The following is a 24,396-nucleotide window of genomic DNA, read 5'->3' as shown; positions in this document are numbered from 1 at the left end:
GTGACCAGTGTATTGAGTTACTGGTATGAATATAATTCGGTTAAGGAAGACCCCAATGAGTAAATCCTCTTCATTTTTTGGTCAAGACACGCTCTCTCCAAATGATGCTGGTCATAGTCTAGGTTCGATTGGTACGTTTGCGCTATGGTTCGGTGCCAATATCGTCGTGACGACTATTTTAACGGGCATGTTACTCGTACCTGATTTACGGTTTACTACCGCTATCACCACCGTGCTCATTGGTTCATTAATCGGGGCAATTCCACTGCTTTTGGTCGGTTTGATGGGTCAACGCACAGGGTTGCCTTCGATGGCGTTGACACGCAGAGCTTATGGCCCAGTTGGTAGTCAGTTGATCTCGTTAGTGAATATGGGCGTGCTGATTGCATGGAGCTGTATTCAGGCGCTGCTGGCTGGCATGAGTCTTGACTATGCAATAGAAGCTACCACGGGTTATAGCAACCTGCCGCTGTTTGTTATTTTATGCGAGACAGTGGTAGTGCTTATTGTGCTACGTGGTCACCTCGGTATTGAGCTTGTTGAGCGCTGGGCCGCATTGGCAATGGCTGCGCTCACCGTTATAGTCCTCTATCAGTTAAATCAACATTATGATGTCTCAACACTGTTTGAGATGCCCGTTGAATCGCGTAATGGCATTACATTAGGTATCGCCTTCGATATCGTCATCGCTACTGCCTTTTCGTGGATGTCTTCGGCCGCTGATTACAATCGCAATTGCAAATCCCCAAAAGTTGCCATATGGGGCACTTATTTTGGTTACATCACGGCAGCCATCGTTGCGATGGGCTTGGGCGCTACCATCTCAGGATTATCTATTATGTATGGCATGGAGCAGACTTATGATCCGACGCGTTTGCTTGCTGACTTTGGTTTTGGTTTGCCAGCAGCACTGGTCATTTTCTTCTCGGTCATGACCACCAATGTCATGGCAGTCTATAGTGCCACGCTATCCTGCATGAACATCAAACCCAATATGAGCTTTTGGAAACCGGCCTTAATCATTGGTCTGGTCACTATTTTTGGTGCGCTAATTCCGGGTATTTTAGATCAATTCCAAAACTTCCTATTGGTCGTAGGTGCACTATTCATCCCCGCATTCTCAGTCATGATTTTTGATTACTACCTTGTTAGTAAAGAAGGCTATACAGCAAAGCTGCTTGATGCGACACATCAATTGGGACGTCCTACAGCAAAGATTGCTATCGGCGCTTATATAATTGGTGCGGCATTGGCAGCTTACTGGACCTTGATTGCGCCGCCGTCGTTCGGTGCATCGTTGCCTGTCTTTATCATCACGGGCGGTTTCTACTGGTTAGGCGCTATTTTGTTTACTCGTCCTAGTGATGCCATCACTTCAGCTCAAGAGGAGCGGTCATTATGAAATTGATGATAGCCCAAACCAATCCTTTATTGGCTGAACCTACGACCAATCTAGAGGCGTTAGAGTCGCTTTGCCACCTAGCCGTAGAGGCAAAAGTAGATCTGCTCGCATTGCCGGAGCTCGCATTTACAGGCTACAACATCTTCGAGCATCTTGATCGTTTAGCGGAAGCCATCGACGGTCCAATTGTGACCCAAGTGGCGAGGCTTGCTAATAAATATCACTTACATGTGCTATTTGGGCTTGCTGAACGGCGACCAAATGGCGAGCTGAGTAATGTTGCCATCCTAATAGACGACAACGGCAAGCATCTTGCGACTTATGATAAGCGTCACTTGTGGGATCGCGAACATCAGTTTTTTACAGCGGGCAAAAAGTCCTGCGTAGTCGATACGCGATTCGGCAAATTAGGATTGATGATTTGTTATGACAATGAATTCCCAGAAGTGGCAAGAGAGCTAGCGCAAGCAGGGGCACAAATCATTTTATCACCAACAGCAAACATGCTGCCAAATTCAGATCGTCAGGTACTCCAAATACGCGCTCGAGCCATGGACAATCAGTGCTTTGTCGCTTGTATCAATCGCTCGGGTATAGAAGAAAACCTTCATTATTGTGGCAATAGCATCGTCGCTGGCCCCGATGGTGAGGTGCTCGGTAGACTTGGCTTAGCGGTTGGTACGATTATAGTCGATATCGATCTCTCCCGCATCGATGAAAGCCGCACACATCAAAACTATCTTAGTGACTTAAATCTTAGCCGCTCGGATATATCTAATGGAGCTGACTTATGAGTGAACAATCACTAGCGCGTATCAAACCAGAGAACTGGTATCGCACCACCGCGCATAGCGATGGAATTACGCTCATCGATGAGCCGTGGATCAAGCCGTTTTTTCGCTGCAATCTGTGGCACGTGCGCGGCAGCCAGCGCGATTTATTAGTAGATTTCGGATTAGGTGCTGTGCCGCTGCGTCGTCATGTCGCTTTACTCACGGATCGCGATATCGTGGGCGTTGCCAGTCATACGCACTTTGATCACATCGGCGCTGCGAGCGAGTTTGACTGCTGTCACGTACATTCTGCTGAAGCCCATATTCTCGCTGAACCAGACAATGCCCGTACGTTGGCGGATATGTTTGTCAATGACGAGATGTTTGACGCGCTACCGCCTGAGCCTTATGCCCATTGCGGTTATAAAATCATTGCACCCGCAAAAATTATGCAATTAGAAGATGGTGACATGATCGATTTAGGTAATCGTCAATTTGAGGTGATTCATACACCCGGTCACTCACCAGGTGGCATTGCCTTGTGGGAGGCGGCGAGCGAAACGCTCATTTCTGGCGATCTTATCTATGACGGTCCATTGATCGAAGATACATGGCATAGCGACATGACTGACTATGCTAAGAGTATGCGCCGTCTCAATGCGCTGCCTGTGCGTGTCGTTCATGGCGGTCACTTTCCTAGTTTTTCAGGCAAGCATTTACACGTAATGATTGATGATTGGTTAAGGCATCATGATTTGTGATTGATCGCACTTAATTATTACTCTAAATAAATAGCTACTCAAAAAAAATAACGACGCTAAATAAAAAGCTATTTCAAATAAAACATCTAACCCAACACTGATTAAAATTTTTAGGATGATTGCCCCATGACCCAATTGACACAAACATCTCTTTCATCATTTGACACCTCGCCTCTGACCTGTGGTGAGTTGCTCGTACAATGGCTAGAGTATTACGGGGTAGAGACCGTATTTGGTATTCCGGGTGTACATACAGTCGAGCTATACCGTGGTCTGCCGAATACCGATATTCGCCACGTGACACCACGTCACGAGCAAGGCGCTGGGTTTATGGCTGATGGCTATTACCGTGCTTCTGGCAAAGTTGGCGTTTGTTTTATCATCACGGGTCCGGGTATGACGAACATCATGACTGCCATGGCACAAGCTTTGGCTGACTCTATACCGATGCTGGTCATTTCTAGTGTTAATAAAGTGAAAGATACAGGCAGCGGTGAAGGGCACTTACATGAATTGCATGACCAACAAGGCATGGTCAGCAAGGTAGCGCTCACTAGCAAAACCATCTGGCAGCCTGAGTTATTACCCAAAGTCATCGCCGAAGCCTTTGCCTTATTTAACGGTGCACGTCCAGGGCCAGTGCATATCCAGATTCCCATTGATGTGATTACCGCCGATGCCAGTCATGTCGCCAAGCCATCTAATTTAACACCTTATTTAAATAACTTTGCAAACAATTCAGCTGATGCACATGATTTAACGCTACCGCAGGTAATGAGACCACTGCCGAATCCTGCGCAATTAGATTTGATTGTTGAATCTCTAGAAGTGGCAAAAAATCCAGTGATACTTTATGGTGGTGGCTGCGTCGATGTCGATCATGATGCGCAAATACTGGCAGAGCTTATCGATGCACCGACGTTTTTGACCATCAATGCCAAAGGTTTGCTGCCACCTAGCCACCCGTTAAGTTTGGGTAGCAATCAGTCATTAGAGGCAGGTCGCGCCGTTATTGCTGAGGCTGATTGGGTGTTGGCGATTGGTACTGAGCTGGGTGAGACTGATTATGACGTGTTCTTTAATGGCGAGTTTAAAATCAACGGTATGTTGATTCGCATTGACTGCGATGCCCAGCAATTGCAGCGTCCTTTTAGAGCTGATATTGCGGTATTGTCTGATGCACAAATGGCTGTGAGTGGTCTCTGTAAACGCTTAGAGGGTCAGGCGTTAAATCATCAAGCGATATCACGAGTGAACGAGGCAAAACAAGCACTAATAAATGATGTGACACCAGATTTTTCTGGGCAAAATGCGCTACTTCAGTTGATTCGAGATGAAGTGAAAGACGTCATCTTCGTTGGCGACTCGACGCAGCCTGTCTATAGCGGCAATCTTGGTTTTGAGGCATTGGCAACGCGTAAATGGTTTAACTCCTCAACGGGCTTTGGCACGTTAGGCTATGGTTTGCCTGCCGCCATTGGGGCCATAATTGGCTCAAAAAATCCGGTTGTCAGCTTGATTGGCGATGGTGGGATTCAGTTTACGATTGCGGAACTCATTTGTGCCGCCGAGCTTGAGCTGCCATTGATTGTACTGCTTTGGAACAACCAAGGCTATGGTGAAATTCGTCGTTATATGGAGAAGGGTGGGTTGCCACTGATCGGGGTTAATATTAAGACGCCGCATTTTGAGCCATTAGCAGCAGGCTTTGGCGCAGGCTATCGCAGAATTACAGCAAAACAGCAACTGCTCGACGCTTTAAAAGAAGACATCAAAGGCAAGCAACCCATCATTTATGAAATTGATGAAGCCGATGACTTTCTGATTGAAATGGGTAAGACGTTTACCTGCTTTAGCTAACAATACCAACACTAAGCATACTAAAGACTGGTCGCTCAAGGAAGAACGTCTATGATGCCACATTCTAACCGCTCGTCTGGTCGCTTAAGTACTTCGCTGGCAAGCTTATTAACGGATTTATCTGCCGTTGTTGGTTCGACCAATGTATTGACCAAGCCCAGTCAGCAGCAGTCGTATACACAAGGGGCGATTGCGGCTATCACGAATGCTGTCGTGGCAGTGGTGATACCAGACTCTCTTGTGGCACTATGGCGCGTCATTAACCTCTGTGCGACGGCTGATGTGATCATTATTGCGCAGGCCGCTAACACTGGGCTGACCGGAGGCTCCACACCGTATGGAGAGTACGATCGAGCAGTCGTCGTGATTTCTATGCAACTATTGGGCGGTGTTCATCTCCTCAATGACGCAGCAGAGCTTATTGCATTGCCAGCAGCTAGCCTTCAGCAGTTGGAGTCTCAGCTTACGCCATTAGGGCGTGAGCCACATTCAGTGCTGGGCTCTAGTTGTGTTGGTGCTTCGGTGATTGGCGGTATTTGCAACAGCTCTGGCGGTATGTTGGTGCAGCGTGGTCCGGCGTATACCGAGATGTCGCTATTTGCCAAACGTAATGCTATGGGTGAGTTTGAATTAATCAATCACTTAGGCATTGATTTAGGTGCAGATCCAGAAGAGATGCTTGGAAACCTACAAACTGGCACGTTCAATAAAAATCCAGAGAGTGCCAACAGTAAGTCCTGTACAAACCACTATTATCAACACAAAGTGCGCGATTGCGAGGCAGACACGCCTGCCAGATTTAATAATGACCCTAACGGATTATATGAAGCTTCTGGTTCAGCAGGCAAAGTCATCGTCTTTGCGGTTCGAGTCGCGACATTTGCCAAATCGACGCAAGAGCAAACATTCTATATCTCGACCAATGATGCCAATACTTTGACCACACTCAGGCAACAGTGGTTAAAAAGTGCGCTGAACCTGCCTATTTTGGCAGAATATATGCACAAAAATTATAACGATATTACCATGCGCCATGGCCGTGATACTTGTTTAAGTATGCGAAAACTGCCTGCCAGTAAGATAGGCGGGTTGTATCGGTTACAAGCCAAGATTGGTCATTATTTGGCTAAATGGCGACTGCCTCAGACTTTACCAGACCGAATGCTACAAATAGCTGGTGTTTTCATGCCGCCGTCATTACCAGACTCTTTGGCTGAGCAGGCGCGCTCCTATCGTTATCATTTAATCATTAAAGTCGCGAATGACAGTGATAATGGTAGTAATCATCATATTGCCGCCGCTCAAGCATTTCTACAGTCCCATATGCAGCAGCATCAAGGCGTCGTACATCTCTGTACAGCAGAAGAGTCGCAAGCATTATTGGTGTTTCGCAGTGCCGCAACCGCTGCCATGTTTCGTTATCACAACCTTAACCACACAAAGTTTGGAGAGCTGTTGTCTACCGATATTGCCTTACCAAGGAATGCCGTAGATTGGGATGAAGTGCTACCTATTAACTTACAAAAGCAGGTAAGTAAAACTTTTTATTTGGGGCATTTTTTCTGTCATGTCATGCATCAAGACTATCTGTTATACCCTGAAGTGGATGCAAATAAATTCAAGGATGAGTTGTTGGCGCTCTACGATCAACGTCGTATAGAGTACCCTGCTGAACACAATGTCGGTCATGTATATACCGCAAAACCTGCACTACATAATTTTTATAAAAAACTAGATCCGACCAATTCGCTAAACCCAGGCATTGGTCAGACAGCAAAATGGAAAAATTGGCGATTGTCGCCCATCAAGGAGGAATTAAATGACGAATTATCTCGATAAGTCGCAGCAACCGATCTTAGGAAACGCTGCTTTCGATTCAGAAACGCCGCAAGCAGAGCAGTGGCGTGCGTCAATGTGGAAGTTCTTACTATTTTCAGCATTGGGTATTGCACTATTTATCATTCCGTTTCAATGGGACGGCAAGGTCACAATTTTATTGGGCGTGTTGACCGATACTTTGCAAGCAATATTGGGCGGATTTGTGGTCTATATCACCATGGCGATAGTGACCATCTCCTGTCTTGGGGCACTAGCAGTAAAGGCTTTAAAACCCAATTTGCAGGAAGGTTCACTAATAAAAAATCTTTTTGATGTTGATTGGTTTTGGCTCACCACGCGTTTGTTAGGTATGGTGTTTGTTTGGATGATTTATCTACAAGTCGGCCCTGAGTTTATTATCAATCGTAATACGGGCGGCGTCATTTTCGAAGACTTGATTCCTATTCTGATTCCGTTGTTTTTCTTTGCTATTTTATCGCTGCCGTTTTTGACTGACTTTGGTCTCATGGAGTTCTTGGGCACACTGGCGAGCAAAATATTTGTCAAGCTGTTTAAGTTGCCAGGACGCTCAGCGGTTGATGCGATGTCTTCTTGGTTTGGTGCGGCTTCTATCGGCTTGCTAGTCACCATGCAAGAGTATGATAAGAGTTTCTACAGCCAGCGTGAAGCGGCCATCATTGCAACTACCTTTTCAGTGACTTCTATCGCTTTCACTTATGTGGTTGCCAAAACTATCGGCGTGGACAATAATTTTGTCTATTTTTATCTGACCATTGCTCTGACGGGCTTTATCGCTGCGATTATTATGCCGCGTATACCGCCATTATCACTAAAGCCTGATACTTATCACTCCGGTAAAAGCATGCTAGACGAAGGCATTCCTGCTGAGTATACAACATACCAATGGGCGGTCAATCGTGCAGTTACTCGCGCACATTCTATGCCTAGCTTGGGTCACGTGTTCAAACGCAGCCTAAACAATCTGTTCGACATCTACTTTGGACTGATCCCTGTTATCTTTGCGATTGGTACCATTGGCCTTGGCTTAGCAGAGTACACGCCTGTCTTCAACTGGTTGGCTACACCGCTAGTACCGCTGCTTGAATGGTTACAGATTCCAGAAGCGGCAAAAGCTGCACCTGCCATGATTATGGGCTTTGCGGATATGTACTTGCCAGCCTTGGTTGGTAAAAGCATTGAGAGTGAGATGACAAGATTCATCGTTGGTGCATGTTCTATTACTCAGATTATCTATATGTCTGAAGTGGGCGCGCTGATTTTGAAATCAAATATTAAGCTCAATGTGTTAGAGCTGTTTATGATTTTTATTCTTCGTACTCTTATCAGTTTGGTGGTGATTACCTCAGTGGCGCATCTACTTTATTAGCCATGCAGCCAATATCAACCAAGCCTCTAGTGTAACGATAATGTGCTAAATAGTCGGTTTATTCTTTAGTCAGGTAAACCAATTATCTAGCGAATGATTGACAGCGGTACTTATAAAGATAATACGTATAAAGACAATTATATCAAACCATACAAGGTGATTGACCATCATGGAAATGACGAATGCTAACAGTTTAACGAGAGAAAGCGCCAGCCAAACGGTTCAAGATGAAGTGATGTTAAATGCAGCGTATATAGATGGCAAATGGATGACTATTGAAGCGCCTGCTACCGATATTGCTGGCGCAGATAGCTATGATGCAAACTATGATTTATATGACTCAAATTCGGGAGCAATCATCGCTACAACTAGATTGTGTACCAAAGCACAGGTAGAAATGGCAGTCAAAGCGGCTGCTACCGCGTATCCATCTTGGTCGCAAACCACCGTAAGCACGCGTGCATCGTATCTCAATGCCATTGCCGAGACGATGGAGCAGCAGTTTGACAAATTGGTTGGATTGTCTGTGTTAAATAATGGTAAGCCCATTGAAGAGGCAAAAATAGACGTGAGCGATGCCATTGCCTGCTATCGCTATTATGCCAATCTCATCACAGAACAAGCGACTTGGTCGGAGGTATCCACCAGCGAGTCAGGCATACGCTTGCTAAAAACGTATGCGCCTGTTGGTATTTGCGCCCTTATTGTCCCATGGAATTTTCCGATGGTGACCACTGCTTGGAAGTTAGCTCCTGCATTGGCTGCCGGCTGTACGGTGCTATTGAAACCCTCTGAGGTGACATTATTGCCAGAGTTAATGCTGGGCAATATATTGTCTGATATTAAACTACCGAAAGGAGTCGTTAATATTTTACCGGGTGCAGCCGAAGTGGGCGCTGCCATGACCTGCCATCCTTTGATTGACAAAGTTTCTTTTACCGGTAGCAACGTTGTTGGTGAAAAGGTCATGAGCCAAGCGGCAAAAGGTATCAAGGATATCAGTCTAGAGCTGGGCGGTAAGTCAGCCATCGTCGTATGTGCAGATGCTGATATCGACGACGCTTGTGATTTAATCATCGGTGGTATATTTACCAATGCTGGTCAGATCTGTTCAGCCACCTCAAGGCTGCTTGTTCATGAAAGCATTGCTCAGTCGTTGTTTGAGACATTAAAAGTTAAGACAGAAAGTCTGAAAATCGGTGATGGCTTTGACACTGACACGCAAATGGGTCCACTGGTTAGTGAGCAGCAACTGAATCAAGTAAAAAAATATTTTGACATTGCTGCTGCCGAAAGCCTGACTTGTCTCACTGGTGGTGAGGTTTTAAATCGGCAAGGGTATTTTGCGATGCCGACCATTTATACCAACGTCCCAGTGACCAGTCAATTATGGACAGAAGAGGTTTTTGGGCCAGTACTAGTGAGTCAGACGTTTACAGACCATGCAGAGGCAATTGCTTTAGCCAATGATAGTAAGTATGCGTTGGCGGCGAGCATTGTCAGCGCTGATGAAACGGCGGCAATAGAGATGGCGCTACAGATACAAGCGGGTCATATTTGGATCAATGAACAACAGATTGTATTGCCAGAGTCAGGGTGGGGCGGGTTTAAGCAAAGCGGTATCGGGCGTGAGCTGGGTGTGGATGGCTTGTCTGCATATCAAAAAAGCAAGCATGTGCTATTGACGGCTTAAACGTTGGGCGCTTTCATATCTCATTATGACATTGATATTGCTACCAATCGCTAAATGAGGTATTTGCTTTGTAAATTAACTTTACTGGACTAAGAATGCCATTCAAGATAAAATTGAGCAATCATTCAAATTTTATCGCTGTGCTTATTTTTACATGAGGTTACGGCTTTTGAGATGGAAAAACTATGTCACGTACCGCACTTTATAACCGTCAGGATGCCTTAGAACGCGCGTTACAGCTTTTTTGGCAAAAAGGCTTTCATGCTACTTCTTTAAAAGATATAGAAGAGGCGCTCGATATGCGTCCGGGAAGCATTTATGCTGCGTTTGGCAGTAAAGATGGATTATTTCAAGAAGCGTTAGATTACTATGCTCGCCTAGGTTTGAGTGAGCTTGAGCGGGTAATGGACGCTTATCAATCACCGTTGCTGGGGTTGGCCGCTTTTGTACGTCAGCTGGGCGGTATTCGTGATAAAGGTTTGCCGAGTCAGGCTTGCATGCTGGTCAAAAGCTTACTAGAGCTTGGTGCTCGTGAGCAGACAGCGCTACAAAAAGTTGAAATGCTGCTGGCAGATATGGAGCTGCGTTTTATAAATTACTTTACCGAAGCACAGCGGCTGGGTGAGCTTGATACTGAGCTTGACGCGACTAGGCTTGGACGACGACTACAGGCGGAAATCATGGGGCTGCGTGCTTTTGCGCAGCGTGATGTCGAGAGTGCAGCGGTGCAAGCGTTGGCTGAAGATATGGCGCTCTCTATAGAAGCGCTGCGTATTGATGAGCCTGCGAAGGTTTAGGATTCGTATCATAAAAAAAGGTCATGAAAAAGGGTTGTAGAGGCATTACATAGTCTAAGACTAATAACGCTTCTACAACCCTTGTTATTAAAGACCTAACCATCAATGAAAAATGATTTAGTCTGGCATCTCCGCCAACTGCTGTAAGATGCTTTTATAATTGTCAACGCCTTGAGCACCGCTGATTAAGTGACGCTCATTGAAAATCATGGACGGCACACTTTGGGCGCCTTGTTGCTGACAGTATTGCTCGGCTGCGCGTATTTCTTTGGTGTTCAGCTCAAATGGATGCCAATGAATTTCATGGGCGGTGTTGGTTTGTTTTAATGCCGCTGCCAATTGTCGATAGCCGACGACGCACCATGGATAAACCACATCTGATACGATGTTTATGCGTAATGGTTTCTCTGACTCATTCATAGTGCTCCCTGATTCCGTCAATAACGCATTAATTAGCTTTGTGCCATTCATATTTTTGAAAAATACTGTCTATTGGCGTGTTAGCGAGGTGGTTGGTGTAGTTACTCATCACTTTTTGAGCCGCTGCAAGTACCACTTCTAAAATCTGACGCTTAGTAAAGCCTGCATCCAAAAATGCTTGTACCGCGTCATCATTAACGTTACCACGATCACGAATGACCGATAGTGTAAAGTCGCGTAACGCCTCTAATTTTTCAGTCGGTAATGGTGTCTCGTTACGCAATGCTTCGGTAATGGCCTCATCTACTTTCATGCTTTTGGCGATGCCTGTATGGGCAGGAACGCAGTAATGACACTCATGTTCGACGTTGATGGTTTGCCAGACGACCGTGACTTCCTCATCATCAAAACTGCTATCTAAAAACAACTGATGCAGACGTTGATAGCCTTCTAACAGTCCAGGTGCTTCAGCCATGACGGCATGTAGACCTGGGACTCTGCCAAACGCCTTGATAGATACATCAAGCAAGTCTTTGCTTTCTGCTGGGGCAGTATTTTTGTCGTGTAGGGTAAATTCAGTCATGTGAAAATCCTTCTGATAGTGGTTGATAAATGGTTGTAAAAATCAGGTGTGGCGATCTACTGGAAAATAACTGATATATATTTGAGTGATTGATCAATTTGACAGATGATATTTTCTCAAATAGCTCGACAACTGCAGCCACTATAAATCATTTTGAGTAACTGCTCAAATTTTATTTGAATGAACACTCAAGTATTTGTAACTTTGATTTACATTCAAAGGTAGGCAGCATCGAGACAGTTATTTATTTTTCTTAACCAAGTCATTGCTAAATGGCATTGCCAATAATCCCCATAGCGAGGCATTTTGTTTGGCTGCTGGATATTCTTTTAGTCCAATATCTAGCTCATTATCAGACTGCTGTGCTTCACCCTTATAACTACCAAAAATCCAATCCCACCAGATGACGCTAAATCCATAGTTTGAGTTGGTCTCACTGACGCGTTGACTATGGTGAATACGGTGCAAAATCTGCGTCATTAATATTAAGCGTACAGGTTTTTCAATCGCAGGCGGCAGGCGAATATTGGCATGATTAAATATCGCTAAACCATTTAGGGCAATCTCAAATATCAGCACGGCGATGGCAGGGATACCCAACAAGCTGACGGCGACGAGCTTCACTAGAATGCTTAAAACGATTTCGATAGGATGAAACCTAAGCCCTGTACTGGCATCGACATGTGCATCAGCGTGATGAACTTTATGCAAACGCCATAGTATAGGCACGTGGTGAAATAATCGATGTTGCCAGTAAATGATGATGTCGAGCAATATTAAGCTTAGTATGATGACTAGGATGCTTGGCAAATTGATGATATTAAATAGACCAATCCCATGCTGCTGATTATACAGCGCCACAGCCGTTAGACCGACAGGCACCGCTAGACGAGCAATAACGGATGAGATAAAAACCAAGCCAAAGTTAGCGAACCAGCGTTTTCTACTTTTGATCGGTGCTTTACGTGCAGGCATGCGCCATTCAATCAGCATCATAATCACTAAGATGCTCAAAAAGAACCCAAGCCGCCACCATACTTCGTTAGTCATTAGCTGCCTCTTTTCTTATCCTATTTATATACTGTTTTTATCGATATTTCCTTCTAGCTGCCTAAGGGTGTGGTAGCCGCCATGGATACGGGTAAAAATCGTAATCGCGCAGGCAGTGGCAAAAATACTGGCGAGTAATACAAAGTGCTGTGGCCAAATGCAAAAGGCGACAAACAGCACGATGGTTTCGGTACCTTCCGTCAAACCATTTAAATAGTAAAAGCTCTTATATTTAAACTGTGGTTTATCCAGTGTAAACTTTTCTGCCGCGATGGCAAATGCTAAGAAGCTAGAGCCTGTGCCGATAAAGGTAGCGAGTAACAAAGCGCCAGCAATGGCATTTTGTTCAGGGTTTGCCAAGATAAAACCCAGTGGAACTGCTGCATAAAAGAGAAAGTCGAGTGTAATATCTAAGTAGCCGCCTGCGCTTGAGCTTTGATTGGCATGGCGAGCTAGCGCGCCATCGAGACCATCAAAGATACGGTTCAATGCAATGGCTGCCAGTGCACCATACCATAGCTCAAACGCGAGTAATGGCAAGGCTAACATGCCGATTGAAAAGCCTGCCACCGTGAGTTGATCAGCCGTAATACCGCGTTTGTGCAAGACAACGACGACAGGGCTTAGTATCCGCTTAATCATGGGCGTAAGAAATTTGTCTAGCATGCGCTTGCCTTTTGTATTTCACTTTGACGTTTAAGACTCTATGTATAGAACTACAATTCTGAAACTACAGGTCTAAATGAATGATTTTACCGTTTGCGGCCTCGGCATCTCTATGATCGTGCGTGACCATGATAGCAGGGAGCTTATGAGTGCGAATTTGCTCAAATACCAGTTGCCGCGTATCTACCCGAAGCTGGGTATCGAGTTTGCTAAAAGGCTCATCGAGTAGTATCGCTTTTGGTGCGCTGAGCAAGGTTCGCAGTAGCGCCACGCGTGCTTGTTGTCCGCCTGATAAATTGTCAGGATGGCGATTTCCCATACCTGCTAATCCCACTTGTTCAAGTGCCTGCTCTATTTTTTCACGGCGCTGTTTGTTATTGAGCTTCTTATAGCCTTTCTTATTGTCTTGAGGCATTGCAAAAGCGATATTACCCGCGACCGATAAATGTGAAAACAGTAGGGCATCTTGGTACAGTACCCCAATGTGACGTAGGTGCGTCGGCAGATGACTCAGGTTTTTATCATTTAACCAGATGTCACCAGTAGCGGTAAAACCGTTTGGCAAGATACCTGTGAGCCAGTTTAATAAGCTCGATTTACCACTGCCAGAGGGGCCCATGACGGTTAGTATTTCACCACCAGTAATCTGCTCGTCTAGGCTCAGTAATAGCTCGCCTTGTCGATATAACTGCAAGTTTTTTATCTGTAAAGAGGATTGCATCAAGGACCTTTTATCTGCGTTTTTATAGTGAGTTGTTTTTCAAAATCAGTGCTATTTAGAATCAGTGCTCTTCAAAATGAATGTATTTCAAAAAACGTTTTAACGGCTGCTATTTTTACCACTTTTAAAGCAATACTTTGGTAATATCCACGCCAATATAAACCCAACTAACGGTAGCGCCATTTGGATGATGGCATACACCGCACTGGTGCGCCTACTGGCACCATTGGCGAGGGTCACCGCTTCTGTGGTAATGGTAGCGATACGTCCACCGCCTGCTAATAATGTCGGCAAATATTGACCGAAGCTAATCGCCAAACCAAGAGCAATGGCTATCAAAATCGGCGCAAACAGTTGTGGTAATTTGACCTGCAAAAATACTTTGGCTGGCGTCGCACCAAGGCTTGCCGCTACATGAGCAAAACGAGGGTCTAGACGTCGATAACTGCTAGCAAGCGATAAAAACACATAGGGCAGCACAAAGAGCAGATGGGTAAATGCCACATTAAAAAACGCTGTTTGATTATTCACCAGTTGCTGTAGCCATACTAAGCCAAATAAAAAAGCAATGCTCGGCACTAACAGCGGCAAATAGATAATAAAACTGGTAAATGTTGAGAGTGATTTTTTACTTAATTGCTCCGCTTCTAAACACAATAAAGTCAGCACAATGGCAAATACGGTACTCACGATACCGATTGTAATGGTATTAAATAACGGCGTACCCATTTGCGTAAAGGCACTTTGAAAATGTAATAACACCAACTGCTCTGGCAATACAGCGGGAAAGCGCCAAAAACCAGCCACTGACCACATTACCAGCCCAATGAGCGCTAGCAAGATAAAGCCAATCACCACAGTGGTCAACGCTGCGGTGATTTTTTGCCACAGCGCATCGGCATAGTTGCGCTTGCCATTGACCAACGTGCCATTAAAACAAGTTTTAAGGATTCTCTCGGCGCCTAGCCACAAGGAGATTAAACCACCCGTCAACGCCAGCTGTAATAACGCGCCTGCCGAGGCTTTTATGCGTAAGTTTAAATCAACATCGTTGAACCATTGCATGATAGTGACCGCCAGCGTTGGCGGCGTGTTCGGACCCAATATCAATGGCATCTCGACACTGGCACTGGCATAGGCAAGCACGGCTAAGATAGGCAAACGTAAAAAAGGATAGAGGACAGGAAGTACTGCTTTAAAAAAGGCAGTAATGGGGTAATAGCCGAGATTTAGCGCGACTTTATACTGCTGACGTAGCTTTTTACCAAGCTCTGGTTGTGCCAAAGCGCCTAGCGCCATGAGTAATAAAAACGGTAGCTCTTTTAAGGTTAAACCCAAGATAATACTGATGCCGTAGGGATCATGTGGAAAAATACCGTCTGGAGCCAATTCCCAACCACTTAGCCATGGTGAGATGAGGCGTGAAAACATACCAGAAGGCGCAATTAAAAAACCAACCGCAATGGCTGCCGCTGCATGAGGAATGACCAAGATTGGGCTCAGCAAATGCTCAATACGAGTCAGCCAAACGCTATTAAAAAATGCCGCCAAGATCATTAAGGTCATGACAAAAGCGAATAGCGTGCTGATTAATCCAGTAGCGATGCTTAATGTTACCATTTTGCTAAGACCAGGCGTCTGCCAAAGATCGTTAAAGCCTTGTAGACTAACCGTCGTTTGCTCAAGTGCAGGCACCCAGCTAAAGGCAGGTAACAGCACGCAAACCAAACCACCAAGTACCGGTAATATCAGTAGCAGCAGTAAAAATGTCGGACTAAAGGAGACGATACGCGTAAATAGATCTGTTTTATAAGGCGCAGTTATGCCAGTGATTGTTGCAAAATGGACATTTTCCTTTGCCGTTTTATGATTAGTATCTCTACTCATGGGCTGACCCCATAACGCGCTTGCCAGCCTTGCATAATGGCATCAACCCAGCTTGGATGTGGTTCACTCACGGTACGTTTGATGCTATCAAAGGGCAGGGCGCTAGGATGTGGTTTATTGTCTTTAAATAGTGCTTGTTGCTCAGGGTTGAGCGTAGAGGGAACAAGTACGGTTTTATCACCCCATATAGCAGGGGTTTGCTTTTTTGCCTGTGCTTCTGGGCTCAGCAAAAAGTTGGCGACCAGCTGCGCGGCTTGCGGATGGCTGGCGTTATAAGGAATGGCCACAAAATGCGTGTTACTTAAGCTGCCATCACTCATTGCATAGCTACGAATGCTTTGGGGTAAATCATAACGCTGCACTGCTGCAGGAATTTCGGGAGCGGAAAAGCTAAATGCCAAGCTCAGCTCGGTATCATCGACCAAACGGCGCATGTGCGCGCCCGTTTGCACAAATTGCTCACCCTTACGCCATAAGGTGGGATGAAAGTCATCGAGAAACGTCCATAAAGGGGCTAATATAATATCTGTATTTTGCTCAGTGGCTGGCAGGTTGAGCTGTGCTTTGATATTTTCGCCTGTTTTAGCATCTTGCTTTTCGTGTAGCATGACTAAAGCGTATTTTAAAAAGCTCATTCCTAAAAAGTCAGGCGGCTTTGGATAACTAAAACGCCCGGGGTTTTGCGCCGTCCAATTGACCAGCTCATTTAAAGTGGTTGGTGGCTTGTCAGTTGATAAGCTGTCGTAATAAAAGGTCAGCGAGGCTTGTCCCCATGGCGCTTCCATACCATCGGTTGGCACACCAAAATCAAAGTTAACGGCAGGATTATTCTCTGGATCGGTCAGCGCGAAGTTAGGCAGCTTGTTCGCCCATTGTTTCAGTAATAATGAATTCTCACTCATGGTGGCAAAGTTGGCACCATTTATCCAGATGAGATCCACGCTGCCTTCATCGTTGTTATTGGCAGACTTTTCCGCGAGTACGCGACTGACGGCTTCACTGGTGTCGCTCAATTTGACATGAACTAAGTTAATATTATATTTATCATCGACTTGCTTGGCGGCCCATTGTAGATAGGCATTTATCTGCGGGTCACCGCCCCATGCATAAAAGTAGACATCTTGGTTTTTACTTTGCGCCTCTATCTGCTGCCAATGCAAGGGCTCTTCAGTGCTGGCAACGGTAATGGAGGAAGCGGTGCTGGCAGAGATGCTGGAAGAAATAACGGTACAAATGCTAAGCGCTACAGCATAGGCACTATAGCGGCTTAGATTTTTTAACGTGGTCAAAGCGGGCAGAGATTTAATAACGTACATTTAAGTTTCCGTTATGATGATATGTTTTCAGCGCAGTTAACAAAAACTCACCTAACCTCGACGCCATGTATGGTATTTCTCAAGCCAGTTTAATAGCGTTTCAGGCGCATGATTGCGTTTCCATTCACCAGCAGCGTATTTATTAGCCTCAGCCCACGTTGGATACATATGGATAGTGCCGAGTATTTTATTCAGCCCTAAACCGTGCTTCATCGCCAGTATAAATTCTGGCATTAAGTCCCCAGCATGTTCAGCGACGATGGTCACGCCAAGTATTTTATCTTTGCCTTTAGGGGTAATGACTTTGATAAAGCCATCATTGGCGCTTTCTGTCACCGCGCGATCCAAATCTTTAAAGTCGTAGCGGGTAATCTCAAAGTCGATGCCTTTTTCAATAGCTTCCTGCTCATTTAAGCCAACGCGTGCGACTTCTGGGTCTATAAAAGTCGTCCACGGAATGATGCGGTAATCTACTTTAAACTTCTTTAAATGTCCAAACAAACCGTTTACGGCAGCGTACCATGCCTGGTGGGAGGCCACATGGGTAAATTGATAAGGGCCGACGACATCACCTGCAGCATATATATTTGGATAGAGGGTTTCTAGATAATCATCGGTCTCGATGGTACGTTTCGTTTCGATGCCCAAATCTTCAAGACCATAACCTTCTAAGCGGGCACTACGTCCGACGGCACAAAGCAACTCATCATATTCAATCGCGATTTCTTGCTTGTTTTGACGGTCTTGCTTATCTGTACTGTCGCCTTGCGGCTCAACGATAATGAACTTTTTACCATTGCGAGTTTCACAGCACATCGCTTGATGCGAGGTTAAGACATTCACACCACTCTCCACGAGCACTTTCTGCGCAAACTCTGAAACTTCCACGTCTTCTTTTTTCATGAGACGCGCGCCTCTTTCGATCTGGGTTACATTGGAGCCTAAGCGTGCAAAGGCTTGCGCCAGCTCAGAGCCGATTGGTCCGCCGCCAAGGACGACCAGTTGTTTCGGTGCTGCTTCTAATTCGGTAAATTTCTTCCATATAGTATCGCTGGTCACATAACCCGTTTCTTCCAAACCCGGCAAATCTGGGATAAATGGGCGCGCGCCAGTAGCGATAACAATGGAACGTGCGGTGAGTGTTTGCGTGCCGCCATCGTTTAGCGCGATCTCTACTGTCCACGGGTCGATGAATTTGGCATAGCCTTTTAGCACTTCGACACCCAAGTCCGTATAACGCTCGACGCTGTCATTTGGGGCGATGTCAGCGATGATTTTATGGATGCGGGTCATGACGTTTTTAAATGAAAACTCTGGTGGGGTATTTTCCAAGCCGTAACGCTCAGCATGGCGCATTTGTTCTGCCACTTTTGCGCTTTTAATGAGGGCTTTACTGGGTACACAGCCATAGTTTAAGCAGTCACCGCCCATCTCACCTGCTTCGATTAAGGTTACTTTTGCTCGGACGGTCACCGCGATGTAGCTGGTGACTAGTCCGCCAGCACCAGCGCCAATCACAATCATATTACGATCGAATTTTTTAGGCTTGCTATAGTGTTTATAGACGCGGCGTTTTTTTAGCATATTTAATATGCCTTTTGCGATTAATGGGAAGAAACCTAACAACGCAAATGAGACAATCAAATTAAACGATAAAATCCCAGACAAACTGTTAATTTGCGCCAGTTGCGTACCGGCATTAACGAATACAAAAGTACCCGCTAGCATACCGATTTGGCTTACCCAGTAGAATGTCCTTGCTTTAATCGCGGTGACACCCATCAATAGGTTGATTAAAAAGAAGGGAAATATCGGCACTAAGCGTAGGGTGAATAAGTAAAATCCGCCTTCTTTTTCAACGCCAGCATCTATAGCCGCAAGACGCTCAGGAAAGCGCTGCTTAATCGTATCACGTAGTAAATAACGTGAGGTTAAAAAGGCGAGTGTCGCGCCAATACTGGAGGCAAAGGAGGCAACCAGTAAGCCTTGCCATAAACCAAATAATGCGCCAGCTGCCAAGGTTAAAATAGCGGCGCCCGGTAAGGATAGGGAGGTGACGACGACATAGAGTAAAAAGAATCCACCGATAATTAATAATGGTGATTGCGTTTTATAGTCGTTAAATTGCGCCATTGAGCCTTTTAAGCCGTCAAGCGTTAGTAATTGATTGAGGTCAAAATAGAAAAAGCTTGCTGCCAATATTAATATTAACAGTATCAACAATATTCTTTTAATCATAAAATATCCGGCTAAGTAGTAGAGCGAAGGCTAAAGTCATCGTCATTCTTTTATGATTAAGAACCTTGACCGTGTTAGTGATAATGAAAAGTTAGTGGTAATAACAATTACGTTAAGTTTTTTGCATGGTTTGTTCATTTATTTATAATAAAACAGCTAACTAAATCAGGGGTATTCATAATATAGGGCTTAAGTTTCGTAGGCTAGTATTTATATTTATGCATGTTCAATCTAACGATAAATATGACTGATGTTTATGCTAAAGAAAATTTTTTGCCCAAAGTTAAGGGATACAACGTTCTCATTAAGAAAAGCATCAAGCATGCTACGGTTCTAGAGCGTTGTTACGTTTTTCAACCAAAGCAGCAAGGCTCGCTTAAAGGTGCTCATTTGTCACATAATAAAAAGCCTTTCATAGACTGATATAGTCCATGAAAGGCTTTTCGCTTACATCATGAGCATCAAGACATTGAACGGTTACCACATCAAGTCATCGGGAATCACATAGGCGGCATAAGGATCATCTTCTGCCAGTACTTCTTCTGATGTATCGTTAGACACGACCATGAAGCCCTCCATTTTCACATCGATGCGATCTGCCAACGGACGAGGAAGGAGGGCATAGCCTTCTTCTAAGCGTGCAATTACCACATGACCGGCGACGATTTGGTCATATAGTTTTTGAGTGACAAAGATTTTTTTAACCTTAGCATTATCGACAAATTGATAATTAACATCGCCATTGGTATCAGCAATCTGATGCTGCTTAATCATTTGTACGATATTGGCTTTGAGCATCTTCTCTTCTAAGATACGTTGTTTTTCTTGATTGAGCTTTTGATCTTTTTCTAGTTTCTTCGCTTGGGCTTCTGCCAACGCTTTTTTTGCTTCCATGCTTTCTGAGTCACCAGTACGCTTGGCATGCTGAGTCTGCTTGCTGATTTTCTTGGCTTTTTTGCTATCCACCAATCCTGCTTTTAATAACTGAGCCTGTAGGGCGTTTTTTGCCATAATTCTATCACCTAGATAAGGACACTTAAATCATAAATGCTAAAAAGCCATTGTAGCAAAATTTGCTACGGCATGTTGTTAGACGATGACAAGACTTTTTAGTGTAGCAAGGCAGTCTATCAAGACAATGTTTGAAGGTAGTGCTTTAAGACGATGCTTCTAAAGGCTTTTTAAAACCTTGAGAAATGAGGATGATAATAAACTTACTATTATGCTAGAAGCAGACACACATCGCTGGCTGAAGCCGTTTAAATTGGTTATTATCAAGGCAGTGGATACGCTTTTTTTTGCCACTATGTTTTTTGGTAACCATGTTTTTCGGTGACCATGTTTAGAGTGGGCATAGAAAGCTGTATAGGATTAAATTGTTAAATTTAAGGATGAAATATGACAACATCACAGCACATTTTAGCCTGTATAGACGGCTCGGCAGTGACTGAATCGGTTTGTGACTATGCAGCATGGTATGCCAGTAAGTTAAATTTACCCGTAGCGTTGTTGCATGTGAGTGAGGTTCCAGCCTCGACCAGACGCGATTTGTCAGGCGCAATAGGAGTCAATAGCCGCCAGTTTTTATTGGAAGAGTTGACGCAGTTAGACGAGCAAAGAGCGAAGGTGGTGAACAATTATAGTAATGCTTTGGTGCAAGACGCAAAAAGCCATATCCAAGGCAACTTTACTCAAGTCGATATTCGTATCTATCAACGTCGCGGCAAGCTGTTACCTGCCATTGAACATTTTAAAGCAGAAAATCGTGCCATCGTCATGGGACGCCGAGGTGAAGATCACAAAAGCAGCCGTATTAATATCGGTAGCCAAATCGAAACCGTTGCCCGCGCATCTGACGTTCCAATATTGATTTGCTCAGAGACGTTCAAAGAACCCAGCTCATACATGATAGCTTTTGATGGTAGCAAAACCGCTATCAAAGCAGCATGGATGGTTGCAAGAAGTCCTGTATTAAAAGGATTGCAAGGTCATATTGTCATGATAGGCAATCATAACGACGCGTCAAAACAGAGCTTAAGCGCCGCAGCTGCACAATTGGAGGACGCAGGTTTTAGCGTAGCGGCACATCATTTATCTGCCTCCGATGCCGTTGACGGCTTGTTAAGATTTCAGGTAGAAAACAACATTGATATGATGGTAGTGGGTGCTTACGGGCACTCGAAATTGCAACAATTATTTCTTGGTAGTACCACGACAGAAATTATCGCTAGTACGCTATCTCCTGTGATTTTAGTACGTTGAAAACCTAGTAAGGTATAATAGCGAGGTGCAATCATTGCGCCTTCAGCTGTCGATAACGTTCAATGATCATCACTGACGTTTGCTAAAGGGTCATCTCATCATACTGTTTTTGGACATGGTTTTATGCTTATTAACGCAGACTTTACTCGCCGCGCTGCCCTTACATCTGAACAACACCAGTGGATTAAGTCACCACAAAATGGGGTAGAGCGCGTGATGCTTGACCGTGTGGGTGCAGAAAAAGCGCGTGCCACCAGCCTTGTACGCTATGCGCCCAATTCTTATTTTCCGCATCATCTACATCCAGGTGGTGAAGAAATTTTAGTATTGTCAGGTACTTTTTCTGCAGATGACAAACATTATCCAGCAGGTTGGTATTTGCGTAATCCACCGACCTCGGGACACAAGCCTTATAGTGATGAAGGAGCAGTGATTTTCGTCAAGCTACGTCAAATGCCGTCTGATGAATCTCGTTATGTGGCTATCGATACTAAAGATAAGGCTCATTGGCAAAAGCAGGACAGCCGAGATGTTTGTCCTCTATTCTCAGGTGATAATGAGCAAGTGAGTTTGCAGCGTATCAAGGCAGGCGAGTTACTGTTTAATGAGGCAGTCTGTGGCGGTGCAGAAATACTGGTCTTAGCAGGTGAGTTGATAGATGAGGGTAACGTTTATCAGCGCGGCGGATGGATACGTCTGCCAGCAGGTGAGCATGCGCAAATGCAGGCAGGGTCAGAAGGGGCAACGGTGTATCTCAAGACAGGTCATTTAATGCAAGTGATAGGGTTGTAAGCATTTTTCTGAGCTGAGCATGCGGTGCGCGTGAATAATCTATAACCAAGTTGTTTGGTTGTAGATTATTCACGCTGGCTTTAGGCACTATATTATCTACGTACAATCAATGCCGCACTATCAAAGTCGCTTTCCACTAAAAATCCTATCTCCATGAGTATCAAGTGACAGTGACCATTTCATATATTATTCAATATATAATATTCGACTATCATAAATTTTATTTATACCTATATAGCTTTGCTATTAAAAAAAATGTTGAATAGCCATGTCTAATGGGTATTTTTCAACAACCATTCCTTTCGTTTACTGGTCTTCTTATTAATAAAAAATCCTAGACAACAACATTTTCTCTACCGAAGTAGTGCGATAAGTCGTCATGCTGAGTCATTGATTGAGATTTCTCATCTAGCTTTTTATGCCTCATCGCTTTATCGGCACTCACTTAGCGGTTTTATGATAAATATTTACGTCGAAAAAATTCAGCTACCACCTAAGCATTCCTGCATGAGAAACGATCTTAATTCCTCTATATCTCCGTGGTAAAAAACGCATCCTCAGTTATTAAAAAAACCTATAGGAGTTAATCTATTCTTATATATTCACATATTTGAATAAATTGATTTCAATGATAGAAAGCGAAGAATAAACAGTAGGTTATGCCAATTAATGATTTTCATAGGTTTAATAGTTGATCGTACAAAGCTAGCTCAAACAGTTTTTTTATATTTGAAAATAAGAATATTTATAGAGTTTAAAAAAATTATATGATTGCAATAAAAATATAGCGAGCTATAATAAAGTTTATGTTGTGGTAATAATGAAAAAGTAAGCGCTTTATAAAAAAGCGTATTAGATTTTTTTGTTTGGTTATCTAGAAATACTAAGGTGAAAATAAAGGGATAGATCTTTACTGAATTTTTCGTTTATTAGGATGAAATGCTATGGATAGCAGAAATTTACTATTACCAGTAACACTTTGTGCAGCAATTAGTTTATTAGGCTGTCAAACGGTAAAAAATGAGCGAATGTCATTTGATTCTGATGCTCATTATCAAGTTAAACAAGCTGTGTGGGACAAAAATGGCGAATTGTTTCGCGTACCCATCGACAGTAATTTGAAAGCCAGTGAGAGTAGGATTGTTGTTTTTCGTCATGCTGATGATAGTGAGAATCAAAATAATATCAATATAAGTATTGGGCGTGATGAGGTTTTTCATACCAGTCTACAGAATGGTTATTATTCAGAAAAAATTATTTGCCATGGCTCTCAGCTTATTAGTGCTTCTATCTTAGATAAAGAAAGCGGTAAGATTGTTTCTTATTCTGAGAGTTATCCGCTTATACCTCAAACAACGACGTATTTAAAAATAAGTCTATCAAAGGCAGGCAACCCTGCTATTCAGCAAGTATCAGCTGATGAAGCCTTGTCATTATTAAATCAAAGTATGCGTCAAAACCATCAAATAAGCCGTGTTTTATCAAATTGTAATACGGCAAACCAAATGCTACCGCAAACCTCTTTCCAAAGTTCTTCGACTAACAATCAAATAAAAATTAAAAATCCTAAGCAATTCAATATATTGTTTGATTTTGATAGTGCGCATATGACAAGTAATAATCATGCTGTGCTAGATGGTATGGTGAATTTTATTCATTCTTATCCAAAATCGGACGTTACCTTAGAAGGTCATACCGATAGCAGAGGGTCTGAAAGTTATAATCTCAAGCTTTCTCAGTCCCGTGCAAACCTCGTTAAAGATATTTTAATAGATCAATATGGTATTGACGCTATGCGTTTAAGCGCTATAGGTTATGGCGAGTCTATGCCTATCGATACCAATGATACTGAGCAGGGACGGCAAAATAACCGCCGAGTTGTTGCTACTGTTAGCCAAGACAACCAACCAAATTAACTCATCATTCTAAATTGATACTTATTTCATTTA

General features: G+C 44.0%; 20 protein-coding genes. 11 read left to right on the top strand and 9 right to left on the bottom strand.

Annotated features, from left to right (window positions below; all coding sequences use genetic code 11):
- Positions 1-55: 55 nt before the first annotated feature.
- From JMX93_RS05700 to JMX93_RS05665, 8 genes are all read left to right on the top strand, one after another.
- Positions 56-1,402, top strand: coding sequence for a purine-cytosine permease family protein (locus tag JMX93_RS05700; RefSeq protein ID WP_499204135.1), 1,347 nt, complete (start codon positions 56-58; stop codon positions 1,400-1,402).
- The gene (locus tag JMX93_RS05695; protein ID WP_499204134.1) at positions 1,399-2,196 is read left to right on the top strand and encodes a carbon-nitrogen hydrolase family protein; all 798 of its coding nucleotides are present in this window, start codon (positions 1,399-1,401) and stop codon (positions 2,194-2,196) included. The genes JMX93_RS05700 and JMX93_RS05695 overlap by 4 nt, the downstream gene beginning before the upstream one ends.
- Positions 2,193-2,936, top strand: a complete 744-nt coding sequence (locus JMX93_RS05690; protein ID WP_193013489.1) for an MBL fold metallo-hydrolase — start codon at positions 2,193-2,195, stop codon at positions 2,934-2,936. Before JMX93_RS05695 ends, JMX93_RS05690 begins: the two co-directional genes overlap by 4 nt.
- Positions 2,937-3,062: 126 nt before the next feature.
- Entirely contained in the window at positions 3,063-4,796 is a 1,734-nt protein-coding gene (locus tag JMX93_RS05685) for a 5-guanidino-2-oxopentanoate decarboxylase (protein ID WP_499204133.1), read from the top strand.
- A 51-nt stretch (positions 4,797-4,847) separates the two neighbouring features.
- Positions 4,848-6,635, top strand: a complete 1,788-nt coding sequence (gene dld / locus JMX93_RS05680; protein WP_499204132.1) for a D-lactate dehydrogenase — start codon at positions 4,848-4,850, stop codon at positions 6,633-6,635.
- Positions 6,616-8,022: a YjiH family protein gene (locus JMX93_RS05675; RefSeq protein ID WP_499204131.1), complete on the top strand. Its 1,407-nt coding sequence runs from the start codon at positions 6,616-6,618 to the stop codon at positions 8,020-8,022. The genes dld and JMX93_RS05675 overlap by 20 nt, the downstream gene beginning before the upstream one ends.
- Positions 8,023-8,191: 169 nt before the next feature.
- Complete coding sequence (locus tag JMX93_RS05670; protein ID WP_499204130.1) at positions 8,192-9,715, top strand: aldehyde dehydrogenase family protein; 1,524 nt, start codon at positions 8,192-8,194, stop codon at positions 9,713-9,715.
- A 185-nt stretch (positions 9,716-9,900) separates the two neighbouring features.
- Entirely contained in the window at positions 9,901-10,512 is a 612-nt protein-coding gene (locus JMX93_RS05665; protein ID WP_193013484.1) for a TetR/AcrR family transcriptional regulator, read from the top strand.
- Positions 10,513-10,629: 117 nt separating this feature from the next.
- Here JMX93_RS05665 and JMX93_RS05660 read toward each other — a convergent pair whose 3' ends face one another.
- From JMX93_RS05660 to JMX93_RS05620, 9 genes are all read right to left on the bottom strand, one after another.
- Positions 10,630-10,932 (bottom strand): DsbA family oxidoreductase, encoded by a 303-nt coding sequence (locus JMX93_RS05660; protein WP_499204129.1) that lies wholly within the window; start codon positions 10,930-10,932, stop codon positions 10,630-10,632.
- Positions 10,933-10,960: 28 nt separating this feature from the next.
- Positions 10,961-11,515: a carboxymuconolactone decarboxylase family protein gene (locus JMX93_RS05655; RefSeq protein ID WP_443214502.1), complete on the bottom strand. Its 555-nt coding sequence runs from the start codon at positions 11,513-11,515 to the stop codon at positions 10,961-10,963.
- A gap of 240 nt (positions 11,516-11,755) precedes the next feature.
- A complete protein-coding gene (locus JMX93_RS05650; RefSeq protein ID WP_499204128.1) occupies positions 11,756-12,565 on the bottom strand; it encodes a sterol desaturase family protein in 810 nt (269 codons plus the stop codon).
- Positions 12,566-12,589: 24 nt separating this feature from the next.
- Complete coding sequence (locus JMX93_RS05645; protein ID WP_499204127.1) at positions 12,590-13,231, bottom strand: CDP-alcohol phosphatidyltransferase family protein; 642 nt, start codon at positions 13,229-13,231, stop codon at positions 12,590-12,592.
- 64 nt (positions 13,232-13,295) lie between these two features.
- A complete protein-coding gene (locus JMX93_RS05640) occupies positions 13,296-13,952 on the bottom strand; it encodes an ATP-binding cassette domain-containing protein (RefSeq protein WP_499204126.1) in 657 nt (218 codons plus the stop codon).
- Between the two features lie 99 nt (positions 13,953-14,051).
- Positions 14,052-15,839, bottom strand: a complete 1,788-nt coding sequence (locus JMX93_RS05635; protein WP_499204125.1) for an ABC transporter permease — start codon at positions 15,837-15,839, stop codon at positions 14,052-14,054.
- A complete protein-coding gene (locus tag JMX93_RS05630) occupies positions 15,836-17,155 on the bottom strand; it encodes an ABC transporter substrate-binding protein (RefSeq protein WP_499204124.1) in 1,320 nt (439 codons plus the stop codon). The genes JMX93_RS05635 and JMX93_RS05630 overlap by 4 nt, the downstream gene beginning before the upstream one ends.
- Before the next feature lie 51 nt (positions 17,156-17,206).
- The gene (locus JMX93_RS05625; RefSeq protein WP_499204123.1) at positions 17,207-19,393 is read right to left on the bottom strand and encodes a dihydrolipoyl dehydrogenase family protein; all 2,187 of its coding nucleotides are present in this window, start codon (positions 19,391-19,393) and stop codon (positions 17,207-17,209) included.
- A gap of 477 nt (positions 19,394-19,870) precedes the next feature.
- On the bottom strand, positions 19,871-20,404 hold the full coding sequence (locus tag JMX93_RS05620) for a DUF2058 domain-containing protein (protein ID WP_499204122.1): 534 nt from the start codon (positions 20,402-20,404) through the stop codon (positions 19,871-19,873).
- Positions 20,405-20,791: 387 nt separating this feature from the next.
- Between JMX93_RS05620 and JMX93_RS05615 the strand changes: the two genes are divergently transcribed.
- The 3 genes from JMX93_RS05615 to JMX93_RS05605 all read left to right on the top strand — a co-directional run bounded on the left by JMX93_RS05615 (position 20,792) and on the right by JMX93_RS05605 (position 24,363).
- Entirely contained in the window at positions 20,792-21,655 is an 864-nt protein-coding gene (locus tag JMX93_RS05615; protein ID WP_198331363.1) for a universal stress protein, read from the top strand.
- Between the two features lie 123 nt (positions 21,656-21,778).
- Positions 21,779-22,447 (top strand): cupin domain-containing protein, encoded by a 669-nt coding sequence (locus JMX93_RS05610; protein ID WP_499204121.1) that lies wholly within the window; start codon positions 21,779-21,781, stop codon positions 22,445-22,447.
- Positions 22,448-23,391: 944 nt separating this feature from the next.
- Positions 23,392-24,363 carry an OmpA family protein gene (locus tag JMX93_RS05605; protein ID WP_499204120.1) on the top strand — a complete coding sequence of 324 codons (972 nt, stop codon included), beginning with the start codon at positions 23,392-23,394 and terminating at the stop codon, positions 24,361-24,363.
- Positions 24,364-24,396 lie beyond the last annotated feature (33 nt).

Source organism: Psychrobacter muriicola 2pS, assembly GCF_904846535.1.
GTDB classification, from domain to species: domain Bacteria; phylum Pseudomonadota; class Gammaproteobacteria; order Pseudomonadales; family Moraxellaceae; genus Psychrobacter; species Psychrobacter aquimaris.
The sequence above is the reverse complement of the archived record's forward strand: the minus strand, read 5'-3'. Positions and strand labels throughout refer to the sequence as shown.